General features: G+C 71.4%; 14 protein-coding genes. 7 read left to right on the forward strand and 7 right to left on the reverse strand.

The window, feature by feature from the left end:
- Positions 1-141: 141 nt before the first annotated feature.
- Positions 142-861, reverse strand: a complete 720-nt coding sequence (locus tag ACQPZQ_RS07355) for a GntR family transcriptional regulator (protein WP_433293332.1) — start codon at positions 859-861, stop codon at positions 142-144.
- A gap of 88 nt (positions 862-949) precedes the next feature.
- Here ACQPZQ_RS07355 and ACQPZQ_RS07360 point away from each other — a divergent pair, with 88 nt between their 5' ends.
- The 7 genes from ACQPZQ_RS07360 (at position 950) to ACQPZQ_RS07390 (ending at position 8,999) form a co-directional block, all read left to right on the forward strand.
- On the forward strand, positions 950-1,348 hold the full coding sequence (locus ACQPZQ_RS07360) for a hypothetical protein (RefSeq protein WP_433293334.1): 399 nt from the start codon (positions 950-952) through the stop codon (positions 1,346-1,348).
- A gap of 351 nt (positions 1,349-1,699) precedes the next feature.
- Complete coding sequence (locus ACQPZQ_RS07365; RefSeq protein ID WP_433293337.1) at positions 1,700-3,355, forward strand: ABC transporter substrate-binding protein; 1,656 nt, start codon at positions 1,700-1,702, stop codon at positions 3,353-3,355.
- Between the two features lie 4 nt (positions 3,356-3,359).
- Complete coding sequence (locus ACQPZQ_RS07370; protein ID WP_433293339.1) at positions 3,360-4,304, forward strand: ABC transporter permease; 945 nt, start codon at positions 3,360-3,362, stop codon at positions 4,302-4,304.
- On the forward strand, positions 4,301-5,215 hold the full coding sequence (locus ACQPZQ_RS07375) for an ABC transporter permease (RefSeq protein WP_433293341.1): 915 nt from the start codon (positions 4,301-4,303) through the stop codon (positions 5,213-5,215). Before ACQPZQ_RS07370 ends, ACQPZQ_RS07375 begins: the two co-directional genes overlap by 4 nt.
- Entirely contained in the window at positions 5,212-6,894 is a 1,683-nt protein-coding gene (locus ACQPZQ_RS07380) for a dipeptide ABC transporter ATP-binding protein (protein ID WP_433293343.1), read from the forward strand. Before ACQPZQ_RS07375 ends, ACQPZQ_RS07380 begins: the two co-directional genes overlap by 4 nt.
- Before the next feature lie 85 nt (positions 6,895-6,979).
- Entirely contained in the window at positions 6,980-8,131 is a 1,152-nt protein-coding gene (locus tag ACQPZQ_RS07385) for an LLM class flavin-dependent oxidoreductase (protein ID WP_433293346.1), read from the forward strand.
- Positions 8,132-8,180: 49 nt separating this feature from the next.
- Positions 8,181-8,999 (forward strand): DUF1684 domain-containing protein, encoded by an 819-nt coding sequence (locus tag ACQPZQ_RS07390; RefSeq protein ID WP_433293350.1) that lies wholly within the window; start codon positions 8,181-8,183, stop codon positions 8,997-8,999.
- 89 nt (positions 9,000-9,088) lie between these two features.
- Here ACQPZQ_RS07390 and ACQPZQ_RS07395 read toward each other — a convergent pair whose 3' ends face one another.
- The 6 genes from ACQPZQ_RS07395 to ACQPZQ_RS07420 all read right to left on the reverse strand — a co-directional run bounded on the left by ACQPZQ_RS07395 (position 9,089) and on the right by ACQPZQ_RS07420 (position 14,345).
- Positions 9,089-9,520, reverse strand: a complete 432-nt coding sequence (locus ACQPZQ_RS07395; protein WP_433293353.1) for a hypothetical protein — start codon at positions 9,518-9,520, stop codon at positions 9,089-9,091.
- On the reverse strand, positions 9,517-10,407 hold the full coding sequence (locus ACQPZQ_RS07400; protein WP_433293356.1) for a ParA family protein: 891 nt from the start codon (positions 10,405-10,407) through the stop codon (positions 9,517-9,519). Before ACQPZQ_RS07400 ends, ACQPZQ_RS07395 begins: the two co-directional genes overlap by 4 nt.
- A 722-nt stretch (positions 10,408-11,129) precedes the next feature.
- Positions 11,130-11,300: a hypothetical protein gene (locus ACQPZQ_RS07405; protein WP_433293358.1), complete on the reverse strand. Its 171-nt coding sequence runs from the start codon at positions 11,298-11,300 to the stop codon at positions 11,130-11,132.
- Positions 11,301-11,345: 45 nt separating this feature from the next.
- Entirely contained in the window at positions 11,346-12,212 is an 867-nt protein-coding gene (locus tag ACQPZQ_RS07410; RefSeq protein ID WP_433293361.1) for an alpha/beta fold hydrolase, read from the reverse strand.
- Between the two features lie 158 nt (positions 12,213-12,370).
- The gene (mihF, locus tag ACQPZQ_RS07415; RefSeq protein ID WP_241034699.1) at positions 12,371-12,682 is read right to left on the reverse strand and encodes an integration host factor, actinobacterial type; all 312 of its coding nucleotides are present in this window, start codon (positions 12,680-12,682) and stop codon (positions 12,371-12,373) included.
- Between the two features lie 292 nt (positions 12,683-12,974).
- Positions 12,975-14,345: a cation:dicarboxylate symporter family transporter gene (locus ACQPZQ_RS07420; RefSeq protein ID WP_433293363.1), complete on the reverse strand. Its 1,371-nt coding sequence runs from the start codon at positions 14,343-14,345 to the stop codon at positions 12,975-12,977.
- Positions 14,346-14,355 lie beyond the last annotated feature (10 nt).

The following is a 14,355-nucleotide window of genomic DNA, read 5'->3' on the forward strand; positions in this document are numbered from 1 at the left end:
CTAAATGTCCGAAACTGTAGCGCTCGTCACCCCTGCGGCGTCAAGACCGCGCTGGGCAATCATGAGCGCGAAGATCGGATGACGCCGCAGGCCACGGAGGGCGCGCCCGGTTCCGGGCGAATCGAGGGGCCGGGCCGGGGGTCAGGACGGGAAGATGTCGACCATGATCCGGTAGCGGTCGCCGCGATAGACCGATCGCACGAACTCCGCCACGCGCCCGCCGTCCACGCGGCAGGTGCGTTCGAAGCAGAAGGCCGGAGCACCCGGCTCGATGCCGAGCACGGTGGCGTCCTCCGCGCCGGTCAACGCCGCCTCGGCGGTCTGCGTGCCCGAGACGATGCGGTGGCCGAAGCGCTGTGCGAGCAGTTCGTAGTAGGAGCGGTCCTCGAGATCGGCACCCGTGAGGCCCGGCACGAGGTCGCCCGGGACGTGCAGGTCCTCCACGGCCATGGGTTCGTCGTCGGCGAGCCGGAGCCTGCGGACGTGCAGCACCGGAGAGCCCGCGGGCACCTCCAGCAGCGCGGCCAGCATGACGCCGGCGGGCTCGCGGCTGCTCGAGAGCGTGCGGCTGCCCGGGCGCAGGCCCCGGGCGCGCATGTCGGCGGAGAACGAGTTGGCCGAGAGGCGGTGCGCCACCTTCGCCGGCGCGACGAACGTGCCCGCACCCTGCCGGCGCACCAGAAGTGCGTCGGCCACCATCCCGTCGACCGCGCGGCGCAGCGTCATCCGGGCGACGCCCAGGTCGCGTGCCAGGTCGCGCTCGGCCGGGAGTGGTTCACCGGGTGCCATGGCGGCGATCAGCTCGCCGAGGTGCGCGCGCAGCCGCCGTTGTTTGTCGGTCTCGCTGGGCGGCGCGCTCATAGCCCATTGGTACACCAAGGATCGCGTCCAGGGCCAACGCAACGCCCGGGTGGTTGACAGCGTTGTTTGTCAGGATCATCCTGACAAGATGTTCGATCTCGACGCGGACGATCTCGTGGCCATCGCCCTCACCGTCGACGTCACGGCAGCGGCAGGCGCGGTGCAGGTCGCGGCGGTCACCGAGGCGGGCCGGCAGGCCGACGCGCTTCTCGGGAAGCCGCCCCTGCCCGGCAGCGTGGAATGGCATGCGGAGGAGGGCACCGACATTCCCCTCCGCCGCGAGCGGGCCTGGCAACTGCTGCAGCTGCGCATCGGGCTCGGCGCGGGGATGGACCCGCTGCCCGTGCTCATCGGGTTGCGGCGCCACGGCGCCACCTGGGAGGAGATCGCGCACGCCGCCGGTGTCACCCGGCAGTCCGCGCACGAGCGGTGGGCCGGGCGGGTCGCCGCCGTGCTCGACCGCGAGGTGGCCGGCGCAGGAGCGTGACGCCCGGCTGCGGTGCGCCTGGCCCGGGATATCGCGAGCCGGGAGCGCTCCACGTCACAGGAGCGGCTCGTTCTGCCGGGTTGATCGTCCGCGCACCGTTACGTACCGTCCGATCCATCCGTCCGAGAGACGTGGTTCGACGGCGCCGTAGCACCCTCGCCCTGCGATCGGGTGCCCTGGCCGGAGTCGAGGGGGGCACGTGAGCTCGTTCTACCGCGGAACCGGCTGCCGCCACCGCTTGCACATCGACCTGCTGCGCGTCGCCGGCGCCTGCTGTCGGGCCTGAGTCCGCCCGGTCCCTCTGCTCTCCCCGACTGTCGCGGCCGTCGCCGCGGAAAGTGGCACACCCTCATGTCCGCATCGGACGTCAGTTCCTCCCCGACGACATCGATCTCCCGGCCTGCTCCCCGCCGCCGGCTCGCCATACCCGTACTCGGTGCGGTCGCGGCGCTCGTGCTGGCCGCGTGCGGTACCGGCGGCGCGAAATCCGGCGGTGCCGCCGCGGGCCCACCACAGCCCGGCGGCACGCTGCGCTTCGCGGTGGGCAGTGACCAGGGCTGCGTCGATCCGCAGCAGGTGACAAGCAACGACTCGATCTACCCGATGCGCCAGATCGTCGACTCGCTCACCGACCAGGACCCCGTCACCGGGGAGATCAAGCCGTGGCTCGCCACCACATGGCAGACCAATCCCGACGCCACCTCGTACACGTTCACGCTGCGCGAGGGGGTGACCTTCAGCGACGGTTCCCCGCTGGACGCCGACGCCGTGGCGGCCAACATCGACAGGGTGCCGCACCTGGGTGCGCGCGCCCCGCTGGCGAAGAGCTACCTGGCGAGCTACCAGGGCACCACCGTGACCAGCCCGACGACGTTCACGGTGTCCTTCAGCCATCCCAACGTGCAGTTCCTGCAGGGCACCTCGACGTTCAGCCTCGGGATCCTCTCGCCCGCCTCGGTCGCCCGGAGCGACGACGAGCGCTGCGCGGGGGTGGTGGGGTCGGGTCCGTTCGTGCTCGAGAGCTACACCATGAACCAGTCGACGGTGCTCACCAAGCGGGCCGGCTACGACTGGGGCTCCTCGCTGTGGAAGCACCGGGGCGAGTCCTACCTGGACAGCATCGAGTTCCGCGTCGTCCCCGAGTCGGGCGTGCGGACCGGGAGCTTGCAGTCCGGCGAGGTCGACGCGATCAGCAGCATCGGCCCCCAGGACGAGGCCCCGCTCACGGCGGTGGGCGTCAAGTTGCTGGCCAGGGCGAACCCCGGCATCCCGTTCGGGATCTTCTTCAACCTCCAGAAGCCGATCGTGTCGGACCCTGCCGTGCGGGACGCGTTGTCGCTCGCGATCGACCGGCGGGAGGTGGCCGAAGCCGTCTACACCTCCCAGACCAAGCCGGCGACCGGTGTGCTGGCGTCCAGCACGCCGTCGTACGCCGACGCGTCGGCGCAGCTCGGGTTCAACGCGGCGAAGGCGGCCGCCACCCTCGATGCGGCAGGCTGGGTCCCCGGCCCGGACGGCATCCGGGCCAAGGCGGGGCAGCCGCTCTCGATCGAGCTGACGTTCTTCGCCAACGCGGCCACGAACAAGCCCGCGCTGGAACTCATCCAGCAACAGGTCAGGAAGGTCGGGATCGACCTGCGGCTGCGGGAACGGCCGATCTCCGACCTGACGCCGGTGCAGCAGAGCGGTGACTTCGAGGCGACCTGGGGCAACACGACCCGCCCCGACCCGGACGTCCTGCGAACCTCCTACTCCACGGAGAGCGCCAACTTCTACCGGCTCCCGCCGGGGCCGCTCGACCAGGTGCTGGCCGAGCAGGCCGCGCAGCCCGACGCGGCCGAGCGAGCCGGGCTCGTCGGCCAGGCGCAGGGCCTGCTGTTGCAGCGCGACTATGCGGTGCCGGTGGTGGAGCTGACCACGGTGCTCGGCGTCGCGGAGAACACCCACGACGTCACGTTCGACGCGTCGTCGCGGATCGTCCTGCACGATGCCTGGAAGTCGGAGTAGCGCGATGGCCATCTACCTCGTCAGACGCGTCGCACTGGCGATCGGGGTGCTCTGGGCGGCGTTCACGGTCTCGTTCGTCGTCCTCTACCTGCTGCCCGGCGACCCGGTGGCCACCATGGCCAGCGGCGGGCTCGACGGCGAGCCGCTCACCCCGGAGGCCCTCGACGCGCTGCGTGCCCGCTACGGCCTCGACCAGCCGTTGATCGTGCAGTACGGCACCCGCCTGTGGGACGCCCTGCACGGCGACTTCGGCACGTCCATCCAATCCGGGAAGGACGTAGGGGAAGCGATTCGGGAGGCCCTGCCACCGACGATCCAGATCTCGGTGGCCGGCCTGGCCTTCGCGATCGTGTTCGGCGGGGCGGTGGCGCTCGTCGCGACCTACACGTCGGCCCGCTGGCTGCGGCAGCTGCTCATGGCCCTGCCGTCGCTGGCCGTGTCGCTGCCGGTGTTCTGGGTCGGGCTGATGCTGGTGCAGGTCTTCTCCTTCCAGCTGCGGCTGTTGCCCTCGGTGGGGGCGAAGGGGCTCGAGTCGCTGGTGCTCCCGGCGATCACTCTCGGCCTGCCGACCGGTGCGCTCGTGGCGCAGGTGCTCGCGAAGAGCCTCTCGGCCGCTCTCGACGAGCCCTACGTCGTCACCGCACGGGCAAAGGGCGCCGGACGCGTGGCGATCCACCTGCGGCACGCGCTGCGCAACGCGGCACTCCCGGCGCTCACCGTGCTCGGGTACGTGGTCGGCAACCTGCTGGCCGGCTCGGTGGTGGTGGAGACGGTGTTCACCCGGCCAGGGCTGGGCAGGCTGACGGTCTCGGCCGTGAGCGTCCAGGACATCCCGCTGGTGCAGGGGATCGTCGTCTTCGCCGCCGCGGTGTTCGTCGCGGTCAACCTGCTCGTCGACCTCATCTATCCGGTGCTCGACCCCAGGATCGCGACGGGAGCGGCGGTATGACCGAACTGCTGATCAGGGAACCCCTGGGCGAGGTCCCCCGGGGTTCGACCACCGCACAGCCCGTCGCCGCGACGCCGCGGGAGCGGGTGGCCCGCGCGCTGCGCTTCTTCGTGCGCAGGCCCGGGCTCGTCGTGTCGATCGTGTTCGTCGTGCTGGTGCTGATCGCGGCGTTCGCGCCCACGGTGCTGGCGAGCGGCGACCCAGCGGCGGGCGTGCCGGCGGACAAGCTCCAGCCGCCCAGCGCCGCCCACGTGTTCGGCACCGACTACCTGGGCCGCGACGTCTACACCAGGGTCGTCCACGGGGCGGCGCTCTCGCTGCAGGCCACGGTGATCGCGGTCGCCGTGGCGCTGGTGGTCGGTGGACTCATCGGCCTGCTCGCCGGGTTCGTCGGGCGGTGGGTCGACGAGGGCCTGATGCGTGTGGTCGACGTGCTGATGGCGATCCCGGCGATCTTGCTGTCGCTGGCCCTGATCACGGCGCTGGGCTACGGCACGATCAAGGTGGCGATCGCCGTCGGCATCGCGAGCGTCGCGAACTTCGCCAGGGTGATGCGGGCGGAGACGCTGCGGATCCGGCAGTCGACCTACGTGGAGGCGGCGCGCTCGGTGGGGACGCGGTGGCGCGTCACGCTGGTGCGCCACGTGCTGCCCAACGCGGCCGGGCCTGTGCTGGTGCTCGCGGTGCTGGAGTTCGGCCTGGCGATCCTCGCGGTGTCGTCGCTGAGCTTCCTCGGTTACGGGGCGCCGCCGCCTGCTCCGGAATGGGGGTCGCTCATCGCGGAGGGCCGCAACTACATCGCCGCCTCCTGGTGGCTGTGCGCGATGCCGGGGTTCGCGATCGCCGCGACCGTGCTGTCGGTCAACCGGATCTCCCGCGCACTGGACGGGGAATGGAGCCGGGCGTCATGAGCGGGTCGACCGAACGCTCCGCGTCAGCCGAGCCGTTGTTGCAGGTCGAGGGCCTCGACGTCTCCTACCGGACGGCCGGCGGGCTGCTGCATGCCGTTCGCGGCGCGTCGTTGACGGTGGCGCCCGGCGAGGTGGTGGCGGTCGTGGGGGAGTCGGGGTCGGGCAAGTCCACGCTGGCCCAGGCCGTGATCGGGCTGCTGCCGCCGGGCGGCACGGTCGCGCGGGGAAGCATTCGGCTCGCCACCGGACAGGGGCCGGTCGAGGAGCTGGCGGGCTTGCCGGAGAAGGCGATGCGGTCGATCCGCGGACGCCGGATCGGGCTCGTCCCGCAGGACCCGACGGTGTCGCTGAACCCCGTGCAGAAGATCGGCACGCAGGTGGCGGAGGCGCTGCGTGTTCATGGGCTGGCCGACCGGCGCCGGGCGGCGATCGACGCGATCGAGCTCCTGGCCAGGGCCGGGCTGCCCGACCCGCGGGTTCGGGCCGGGCAGTATCCGCACGAGCTGTCCGGTGGCATGCGGCAGCGGGTGTTGATCGCGATCGCGGTGGCGGCGAACCCCAGGCTCCTCATCGCCGACGAACCGACCAGCGCGCTCGACGCGACCGTGCAGCGCCGCATCCTCGACCATCTCGAGGAGCTCACCCGCGAGTCCGGCACCGCGGTGCTGCTCATCACCCACGACCTGGGGGTGGCCGCCGACCGGGCCGACCGGATCCTCGTGATGTCGGGCGGCAGGATCGTCGAGGAAGGGCCGGTCGGCCCGATACTCGCCTCCCCGTCCGACCCGTACACGCGCACGCTGCTGGCGAGCGCACCGGGCCTGCGCCCCGCTTCCACGGAGCCGGCCCCGGCGCCCGCCCCCGCGGGCGAGCCGCTCGTCGAGGTGCGCAACCTGGTCAAGGACTTCCCGCTGCCCCGGGTGAACGGCCGCCGAGGCGTGCTGCGCGCCGTCGACGACGTCAGCTTCACCATCACCCGCGGCCAGACGCTCGCGCTGGTGGGCGAGTCGGGGTCGGGCAAGTCGACCACGGCGCGGCTCGTGCTGCGGCTCGCCGACCCGACGGCCGGGCAGGTGATCTTCGACGGCGCGGACATCACGAGGGCGAAGGGGAAGGACTGGCGGGAGCTTCGCCGGCGCGCGCAGCTGATCTACCAGAACCCCTACGCCTCGCTGGACCCGAGATTCAGCGTGGAGGACGTCGTCACCGAGCCCCTGCGGGCCTTCCGGGTCGGATCGGCCACCGAGCAGCGGCGCCGAGCCGCTGAGCTGGTGGAGAAGGTGGCGTTGCCGGCGTCGGTGCTGGTGCGCAGGCCCGTCGAGCTCTCCGGCGGTCAGCGCCAGCGTGTCGCGATCGCACGTGCGCTGGCGCTCTCACCCGACCTCGTAGTCTGTGACGAGCCGGTGTCGGCGCTCGACGTCTCGGTGCAGGCACAGGTGCTCGATCTGCTGGCGGAGCTGCAGGCAGGTGCCGGCTTGGCATACCTGTTCATCTCCCACGATCTCGCCGTGGTGCGCAGGGTCGCGCATCGCGTGGGCGTCATGCGGGACGGGCGGCTCGTGGAGCTGCGCCCGACCGCCGAGCTGTTCGACGCCCCGGGTGAGGACTACACCCGAGAGCTGCTCGCCGCCATCGCCGGGCGGCGGCGCGGCGTACCGACCCTGGAAGTGGGCACATGACGACTGTGACGACCGTTCCGACGCGAGCCGTGGAGCGCACCGCGATCGATCCCGGCCGAGCGACCTCCCGGGAGGAGACGCTGGGATGACGAGTCACCCGGAGCTTCCCCTGTCGATCCTGGACCTCGCGCCGGTGCCCGCGGGCGGCACCGCGGCCGACGCGATCCGCAACTCGGTCGACCTCGCCAGGGCCGCAGACCGAGCGGGCTACAACCGGTTCTGGGTGGCCGAGCATCACGGGGTCACCGGAGTCGCGTCGTCGTCGGCGCCGGTGCTGGTCGCGATGATCGCCGGGGCGACCGAGCGGATCCGGGTCGGTTCGGGCGCAGTGCTGATGCCTCCCGCACTGCCGATGGTGGCCGCCGAGCAGATGGGCGAGATCGCCGCTCTGCACCCCGGACGGATCGACCTGGGCCTCGGGCGCACCGGGCCGTCCCGGCGCCGGTCGCCCGCTGCGCAGGCGGCTTCTCCCGCTTCGGGGGGCACCCCGCCGGAGGACCGGGTCGTCGACGGCCTCCTGATCCCGACCCCGCCGCCGGGCGGTGGCCTCCCGGCGCGGGTGACCGTGCTCGCACCCCTGCTCGGCATCAGCTTCGACACCGCATCGGCCGACTACGCACAGCAGGTGGCCGACATCCTGTCCTACCTGGACGGCACGGCGATCGCTGCGGACGGCCTCCCACTGCACGTGGCCGTGGCCGAGGGAGCGGATCTCGAGGTCTGGGTGCTCGCGGCCGGCAGCGGCGACAGCGCGACGACGGCGGGTGCGGCCGGCCTGCCGCTCGCTGCCGCGTACCACGTCGTGCCGTCGTCCGTGCTGGACACGGTCGAGGCGTACCGCACGGCGTTCCGGCCCGGGACGGGTCCGCGCCGCCTGGAACGGCCCTACGTCGCCGTCTCGGCCGACGTCGTGGTGGCAGACGACGACGCCACCGCCGAGGAGCTCGCCGCGCCCTACGGCCAGTGGGTCCTCGGCATCCGGAGGGGCACGGGCGCCGAGCCTTACGTGACGCCGGAGCAGGCGAGAGCGCGCGTGTGGACGGACGAGGAACGGGCCGCGGTGGCCGACCGGGTGTCCACGCAGATCGTCGGCTCGCCGTCCACGGTGGTGGAGAAGCTGTGGACGCTGGCGCGGGTGACCGGGGCCGACGAGCTGATCGTCACCACGATCACCACCGAGCACACCGACCGGGTGCGCAGCTACGAGCTACTCGCAAAGGCCTGGGCCGCTGGATGAGGAGGCATGATCCTGGCATGAACCGAGATCGACCGGCGTTGGAACCGGTATGACGAGCACTTTGCCCGACCTGGTGCGCGGCTGGAGCAGCTGGCACCGCGAGCGCGAGGAGGAGCTGCGCGCTCCGCACGGTTGGCTGAGCCTCACCGCCCTGCACTGGCTCACGCCGGAGCCCGCAGGCTTCGACGGGATCCCGGGCCTGTGGAGCGCCACTCCGGATGGCGTGGTGGTCACGGCCACGGCCGCCGACGGGCTCGTGGTCCGCTCGGTACGGGAGCCCCGCCCGATCGACGGCACGGTCACTCTGCACCCGATGGACGGCCTGCCCGGCTCCCTCGTCGAGAGGGGCGACGCCGTCATCGAGGTCGTCCGCCGCACCGACTCCCACGCGATCCGCGTGCGCGACCCCGAGGCGATCACGCGCACGGCCTTCACGGGCGTGCCGACGTTCCCCGTGGACGAGTGCTGGGTGCTGGACGCACGGTTCGAGCCCTACGCCGGCCCGCGCCCGGTCACCGTGGACGCCGTGGTGGAGGGGCTCCACCACTACCTGACGGCCGTGGGTGAGGTGCGCTTCCAGCTCTACGGGCAGGAGCACGTGCTCGTCGCGATGGCAGGGAAGGCCGGTGGCCTGTCACTGCACTTCCGCGACGCCACCTCGGGCGTCTCCACCTACCCGGGCGGCCGGGTCGTGCGCACGGACGACCCTGCGGCCGACGGCACGCTGACCCTGGATCTGAACCGGGTGGTCAACCTGCCGTGCGCGTTCACGGACTTCGCCACCTGCCCGCTGCCGCCCGCGGGCAACATGCTGTCGGTAGCCGTGGAGGCGGGGGAGCGCAGCCCGCTGCGGCCCGATCGCGCGTAGTCGCGTATCGGCCCCGTGACCACTGCGAGCCGCACGTCAACGCCCCGCCGAGGGCGCTGACGTGCGGCTCGTAGTTTTCTCGCGCTGCTCTACTTGGCCCAGGCTCCGCCGGACATCGCGGCCGACCGCGTGCGGAAGCCTGCGGTACCCGCGACGATGTCGCGCCGGATCTCGGCCTTGGTGCGTCCCGTGGTCAGGACCGTCGGGCCGAGCGCCCTGGCGATCTGCCGCAGGACCGGCACGGTGAACCGGCCGTCGTGCTGGTGCAGGTAGTCGTCCACCTCGCCGGGCGTGCCGAGGCGGTTGATCTCCGCCACGTCCGCGCTGACGTCCACCTCGGGGCGGGGCCTGCGGGTGGGGGCGCTGGAACGGGTGCTGGCGGCGTGCGGGGCGCGACGGAAGACGAGCTCACCGCGGCCGGCGGCGAGATCGTCGAGCTGCTGCGGGGTGAGCGTCCTGACCATCTCAGTGGCCTGCTGAAGGGCTGCGGTGAGCGGGGCGGTGGTGGTCGTGCCTGTCATGCAGCGATCCCTTCGAGGCGGCCTGAGAGCTCGGAAACCATGTCGCGCAGCTCGCGCGTCTGGGCGCGGCCGGTGCCGCCGAGGATCACCGGCACCCCGTGCTCGGGCGCGGGCCCGTAGACCGACTTGCTGTCCCGCATGGTCGTGGCGAAGGTCGGCACCTCGCGGGCGACGATGCGGCTGATGACGCTGCGCTGGGCCTCGATGGGCGCTCCGTCGTGGTTCTGGACCATGGTGAAGACGACCGCCGCTGCGGGGCGCTCGACAGGCACCGGGGAGTAGTCGTTGTACTCCTCGATGAAGGACCGGATCTTCAGTCCGAGCGAGTCGATGCCGTTGGTCGACAGGTAGTCCGGCTTGGTGGGGATCAGCAGCAGGTCGCTCGCCGCCACGGCGTTCTTCGCGATGAGGCCGAAGTTCGGCGCGCAGTCGATCAGTACGACGTCGTAGTCGGCGAAGGCCGGGTGGACGAGGCCGTCGCGCAGCCGCCCGTGCAGTTCCGCGAAGCGCTTGGGCTCGCTCAGGAGCTCCGCGGCCAGCTCGGTCTCGATGTCGGAGAGGTCGCGGTGCGCGGCGATGAGGCTGAGCGTGCCGCTGCTGCGAGCGAGCTTGTCGTGGACACGCGGCGGCGACGATACGAGAGATGATGGATCTGCCATCGCCTCCGTCGTGCCGATGCCGTCGAACCAGTGCTTGATGGTCCTGCTCGGCAGCAGGTCGGCCGTCCACTCGCTCTGGGTGAAGAACGAGACCGTCAGGCTGGCCTGTGCGTCCAGATCGACGAGTAGCACCTTCTGACCCCGGGCTGCGAGCCCGGCGCCGAGGTTGGCGGTGAGGGTGGTTTTACCCACTCCGCCTTTGTGGTTGATGATCGAGATGACCTTCACCGTTCTCCTCCCCGCGTCACGCGGCGGGAACGATGCCATATGGGCCGAACCGCCCCGCTCCTAGGTCACTGCGTGTCGTGTAACCCATTCGGTGGGCGACGACGGGCTGTTCGAGGGCCGGGCGGGGCCGCGCGCGGGAGTGTCGTTCTGACGCGAAATCGCGCTCGCGTTCCACGGCGTTGTGGTGCGCTACGGAGGGACGTTCCGAACCGATCGGGGGGCGGCTCGACGCGCCGCGGCGCCGCGGCTTCGCGAGCGCTCGCCGCCGGAGTTGCCCTACGTGCCCGGCTTCTGCCGGAGGTGCAGGTGAGAGGCCCGTTGCTCCCGTACGGGCGTGCCGTCCGGGTCGATGGCGATGATCGGGAGCAACATCAGCAACTCTCGTCGCGTAGACACTCGGTGATCGCACGGCTACGTTGCGAAACAGAAGCACTCCGCGCCGTCGATCGGCGCTCCTTCGCACGGGTGTGAGAAATGAAGGAAAGGGCGCCCGAATCGTGTGGCGGCAGCTGTCGCTCCGCATCGCCGAGCGGGCCCGAGCCGAGGGGTCGACCGGCGTGTCCGGCCATCCACGCCGATGGGAACCTTCGATAAACCACCCGGTCGGATGACAGTGGTTGTCCACCGTATGGGATCGAACGCGCGGCAGCCGGGTCTCCTGTGACACCAGGGACGCCCGGTGACCGGCTCGGCGTCGTACATCGGAACCGGTCGCCCGGGCGTTACCTCGCGTCGTCGTCGTACTCGGGCACGATCTCGCGCTGCTCGGCGACGTCGGCCGGGTCGGCCTCCAGCGGCAGGCTGTCGGGGTCCTCGACGGTGTCGGCGCTGTCGTCGTCATCGACGGGCTGGTGCTGCTCGGCCACGTCGGCGTCCGGATCCTCGATTCCCATGCTCCGTACCTCTCGTCGTCTCGGTCGGCGGGGCGGGGCGGCCGGTCAGGCTGCCGGAGTGGCCGTCTGGGTGGTCTGGGTGAGGATCGCCGCGGCGAGCGGCGAGACGACCGTGTGGTTGATGGCATGGCCCATTCCCGGAATCCGGACCAGCCGGGCCTGGCCGAGGGTCCGGACGAGGTGACCGGAGTGCGGCGGCGGGTACGCGGGGTCCTCCGGTGCCTCGATCACCAGCGTCGGCACCGTGACGGTGGCGAGCTCGGCCCCGCGGTCCAGCCCGCTGGTGTCCATGCGGGCGTGGGCGACCACGGCCTCGGTCCGGCCGGCGTGCGCGACGACGCGTTCCTCGAGCGCACGGAACTCGGCAGGGTCGAACGGGGTGCCGGAGCCGTTGAGCAGACGCCAGTGCTCCACACGCCAGCGGAGCTCGCCCTCGGCGTCGCGGGGGTCGTCGAGCTCTCCCCACAGCCGCAGCAGGGCGGTCTCGGGCTCGGGGAGCTCCGGCGCGCCCTGCATCGCCAGGGCACCGGTGCAGAACAGGGTGGCGGAGGCGAGCCGCTCGGGGTGGTCGAGCAGCATCAGCTGCACGAGCAGGCCACCCATCGACATGCCCACGACGTGGGCACGTGGGACCTCGAAGGCGTCGAGGACGGCGACGGCGTCCCTCGCGAGATCGGTGATTCCGTAGGGCTCCTCCTCGAACATTGTGGAGGAGCGGCCGGTGTCGCGATGGTCGTAGCGAATGACCCGGTGATGTTCCGCGAGCAGTTCGATCAGGGCGTCTGGCCAGGCCACGCCGGACGTACCGGCTCCCATCACGAGCAGCAGCGGCTCACCGGGTTGCGGGCCTGTCGAGGGGATGTCCTCCGCCCAGAGCCGGACGCCCGGGGCGACATCGACGTAGCGTTCCACGGGCACAGCCTGCCGGTCGGCAGTGGTGCGTGTCGATCCGGAGCGCAGACGAACTCGCCCGCCGTGGCCGGTCCCGGCGCGAACGCCGGGTACCAGTCACGGGCCGAAGCGTCGGGGCCGCTCTCACGGCGCCTGACGCAGGTGGTGGTGGTGCGGGTCTACTTCAGGGCGTCGAGCAGCGCCTGGCGCTGGCGCTCGCCGAGTCCGGCTGCGCGCCGGGAGGCGTCGATGCCCGTCTGCTCGAGCAGCGCGGAGACCTTGGCCGGCCCGTAGCCGGGAAGGCTCTTGAGCAGATCGGCCACCTTCGTCTTCCCGACGACCGTGTCGGACTTCGCGCGGTCGAGTACCGCCGGGATGGTCTGCTCCCCGCGGGCGATCGCGTCGCGCAGCTCCTTGCGGGCAGTGCGGGCAGCGGCGGCCTTCTTCAGGGCCTCAGCGCGCTGCTCTGGCGTAAGCGTGGGCAGTGCCATGTCGTGGTTCTCCTCTCCGTGCGGACACCGCGAATCGGATGTCCGCAGGTCATCTTCACTGCTCAGCCTGACAGAACCGTGCAACGCCACGCACAACCACCCCTCGCGGCGGGCCCTCGTGTGTCACTCGAATGGGCGTATCCGCCCAGGTACGAGAGGGGGTGGAGCCGCGTGGCGCGCGACCCACACCTCGCCGTCCGTGTCGACGGTGGAGGCCGCCGGGATTACCCGCCCTGACCTCGACGAAACGCCTGCGGGTCCGTCCCGGCCCGGGAGATACGTCCGTTCGGGGTCAGACCGTGGCGTCCTCGGCTCGCTTCTGCGGCGTCGGCGCGGTGGTCTCCGCGTCCCGGTCGGCAGGCTCGGCCGAGCCGTGGTCGTCGTCGAGCATCGTGGCCTCGTCGAAGGGCTCGGCACCGCTCAGGACGCGTTCGGCGCGCTCGCGGTCGAACTCGCCGACCCAGTTGCCGATCAGGACGGTGGCGACGGCGTTGCCTGCGAAGTTCGTGACCGCGCGGGCCTCCGACATGAACCGGTCGATCCCGACGATGAGGCCGACGCCGTCGACGAGGTCCGGACGGTGCGAGGCCAGCCCGCCCGCGAGCGTGGCGAGCCCGGCGCCGGAGACGCCGGCCGCACCCTTGGAGGCGATGATCATGAAGAGCAGGAGCGCGATCTGCTCGCCGATCGACATCGGCCTGCCGAGCGCGTCGGCGATGAAGATCGACGCCATCGTCAGGTAGATCGCGGTGCCGTCGAGGTTGAACGAGTAGCCGGTCGGGACCGTGATTCCGACGACGGGACGGGAGATGCCGACGTGCTCCATCTTCGCGATCAGCCGCGGCAGCGCCGACTCGGACGACGAGGTGGAGACGATGAGCAGGAACTCCCTGCTCAGGTAGCGCAGCAGCGAGAAGATGTTGATCCCGGCGCCGAGCCGCAGCACGAGCCCGAGCACCACGAACACGAAGATCGCGCAGGTCAGGTAGAAGGCGGCCATCATCTGGAACAGTGCGATCACCGCGGACCAGCCGGTCTCGCCGACCACTGCCGCGATCGCGCCGAACGCGCCGATCGGGGCCGCCCACATGACCATCGCGAGCACCCGGAAGACGAGCCGCTCGATGTGCTTCACGCCGCGCAGGATCGGCTCGCCCGAGCGCCCGAGGGCCTGCACGCCGAAACCGACCAGCAGCGCGACGAAGAGCGTCGAGAGCACGCTGTCGCCGACCAGCGGGGAGAAGAGCGTGGTCGGGATGATCCCGACGAGGAAGTCCGACAGCGACTCGGCCTCGGGCGCGTTGTAGTGCGCGGCCTCGGCGAGCTGCAGCCCGGTGCCGGGCTGCAGGACGTTGCCGACGACGAGCCCGATCGCCAGCGCGAACGTGGACATGCCGATGAAGTAGGCGAGAGCCAGGCCGCCGACGCGGCCGACCGTCGCGGCCTTCCGGATCGATCCGATGCCGAGGACGATCGTGCAGAAGATGACCGGGGAGATCATCATCTTGATCAGGTTGACGAACGCCGTGCCGAGGGGCTTGAGGTCCTTGCCCAGGTCCGGCGAGACCAGACCGACGACGACCCCCAGCACGACCGCGGCGATCACGGTGATGTACAGGTAGTGGGTCCGGTCCTTCTTGGGCGGTGTTTCGGTGGTTGACACGTGTCCTCCG

The organism is Pseudonocardia sp. CA-142604, from assembly GCF_050948475.1.
GTDB lineage: Bacteria > Actinomycetota > Actinomycetes > Mycobacteriales > Pseudonocardiaceae > Pseudonocardia > Pseudonocardia alaniniphila.

Excerpts from the sequence above, each read along its gene's own strand:
- ACQPZQ_RS07355 (WP_433293332.1), bottom strand. The coding sequence starts at position 861 with ATGAGCGCGCCGCCCAGCGAGACCGACAAACAACGGCGGCTGCGCGCG.
- ACQPZQ_RS07360 (WP_433293334.1), top strand. The coding sequence starts at position 950 with ATGTTCGATCTCGACGCGGACGATCTCGTGGCCATCGCCCTCACCGTC.
- ACQPZQ_RS07365 (WP_433293337.1), top strand. The coding sequence starts at position 1,700 with ATGTCCGCATCGGACGTCAGTTCCTCCCCGACGACATCGATCTCCCGG.
- ACQPZQ_RS07370 (WP_433293339.1), top strand. The coding sequence starts at position 3,360 with ATGGCCATCTACCTCGTCAGACGCGTCGCACTGGCGATCGGGGTGCTC.
- ACQPZQ_RS07375 (WP_433293341.1), top strand. The coding sequence starts at position 4,301 with ATGACCGAACTGCTGATCAGGGAACCCCTGGGCGAGGTCCCCCGGGGT.
- ACQPZQ_RS07380 (WP_433293343.1), top strand. The coding sequence starts at position 5,212 with ATGAGCGGGTCGACCGAACGCTCCGCGTCAGCCGAGCCGTTGTTGCAG.
- ACQPZQ_RS07385 (WP_433293346.1), top strand. The coding sequence starts at position 6,980 with ATGACGAGTCACCCGGAGCTTCCCCTGTCGATCCTGGACCTCGCGCCG.
- ACQPZQ_RS07390 (WP_433293350.1), top strand. The coding sequence starts at position 8,181 with ATGACGAGCACTTTGCCCGACCTGGTGCGCGGCTGGAGCAGCTGGCAC.
- ACQPZQ_RS07395 (WP_433293353.1), bottom strand. The coding sequence starts at position 9,520 with ATGACAGGCACGACCACCACCGCCCCGCTCACCGCAGCCCTTCAGCAG.
- ACQPZQ_RS07405 (WP_433293358.1), bottom strand. The coding sequence starts at position 11,300 with ATGGGAATCGAGGATCCGGACGCCGACGTGGCCGAGCAGCACCAGCCC.
- mihF (WP_241034699.1), bottom strand. The coding sequence starts at position 12,682 with ATGGCACTGCCCACGCTTACGCCAGAGCAGCGCGCTGAGGCCCTGAAG.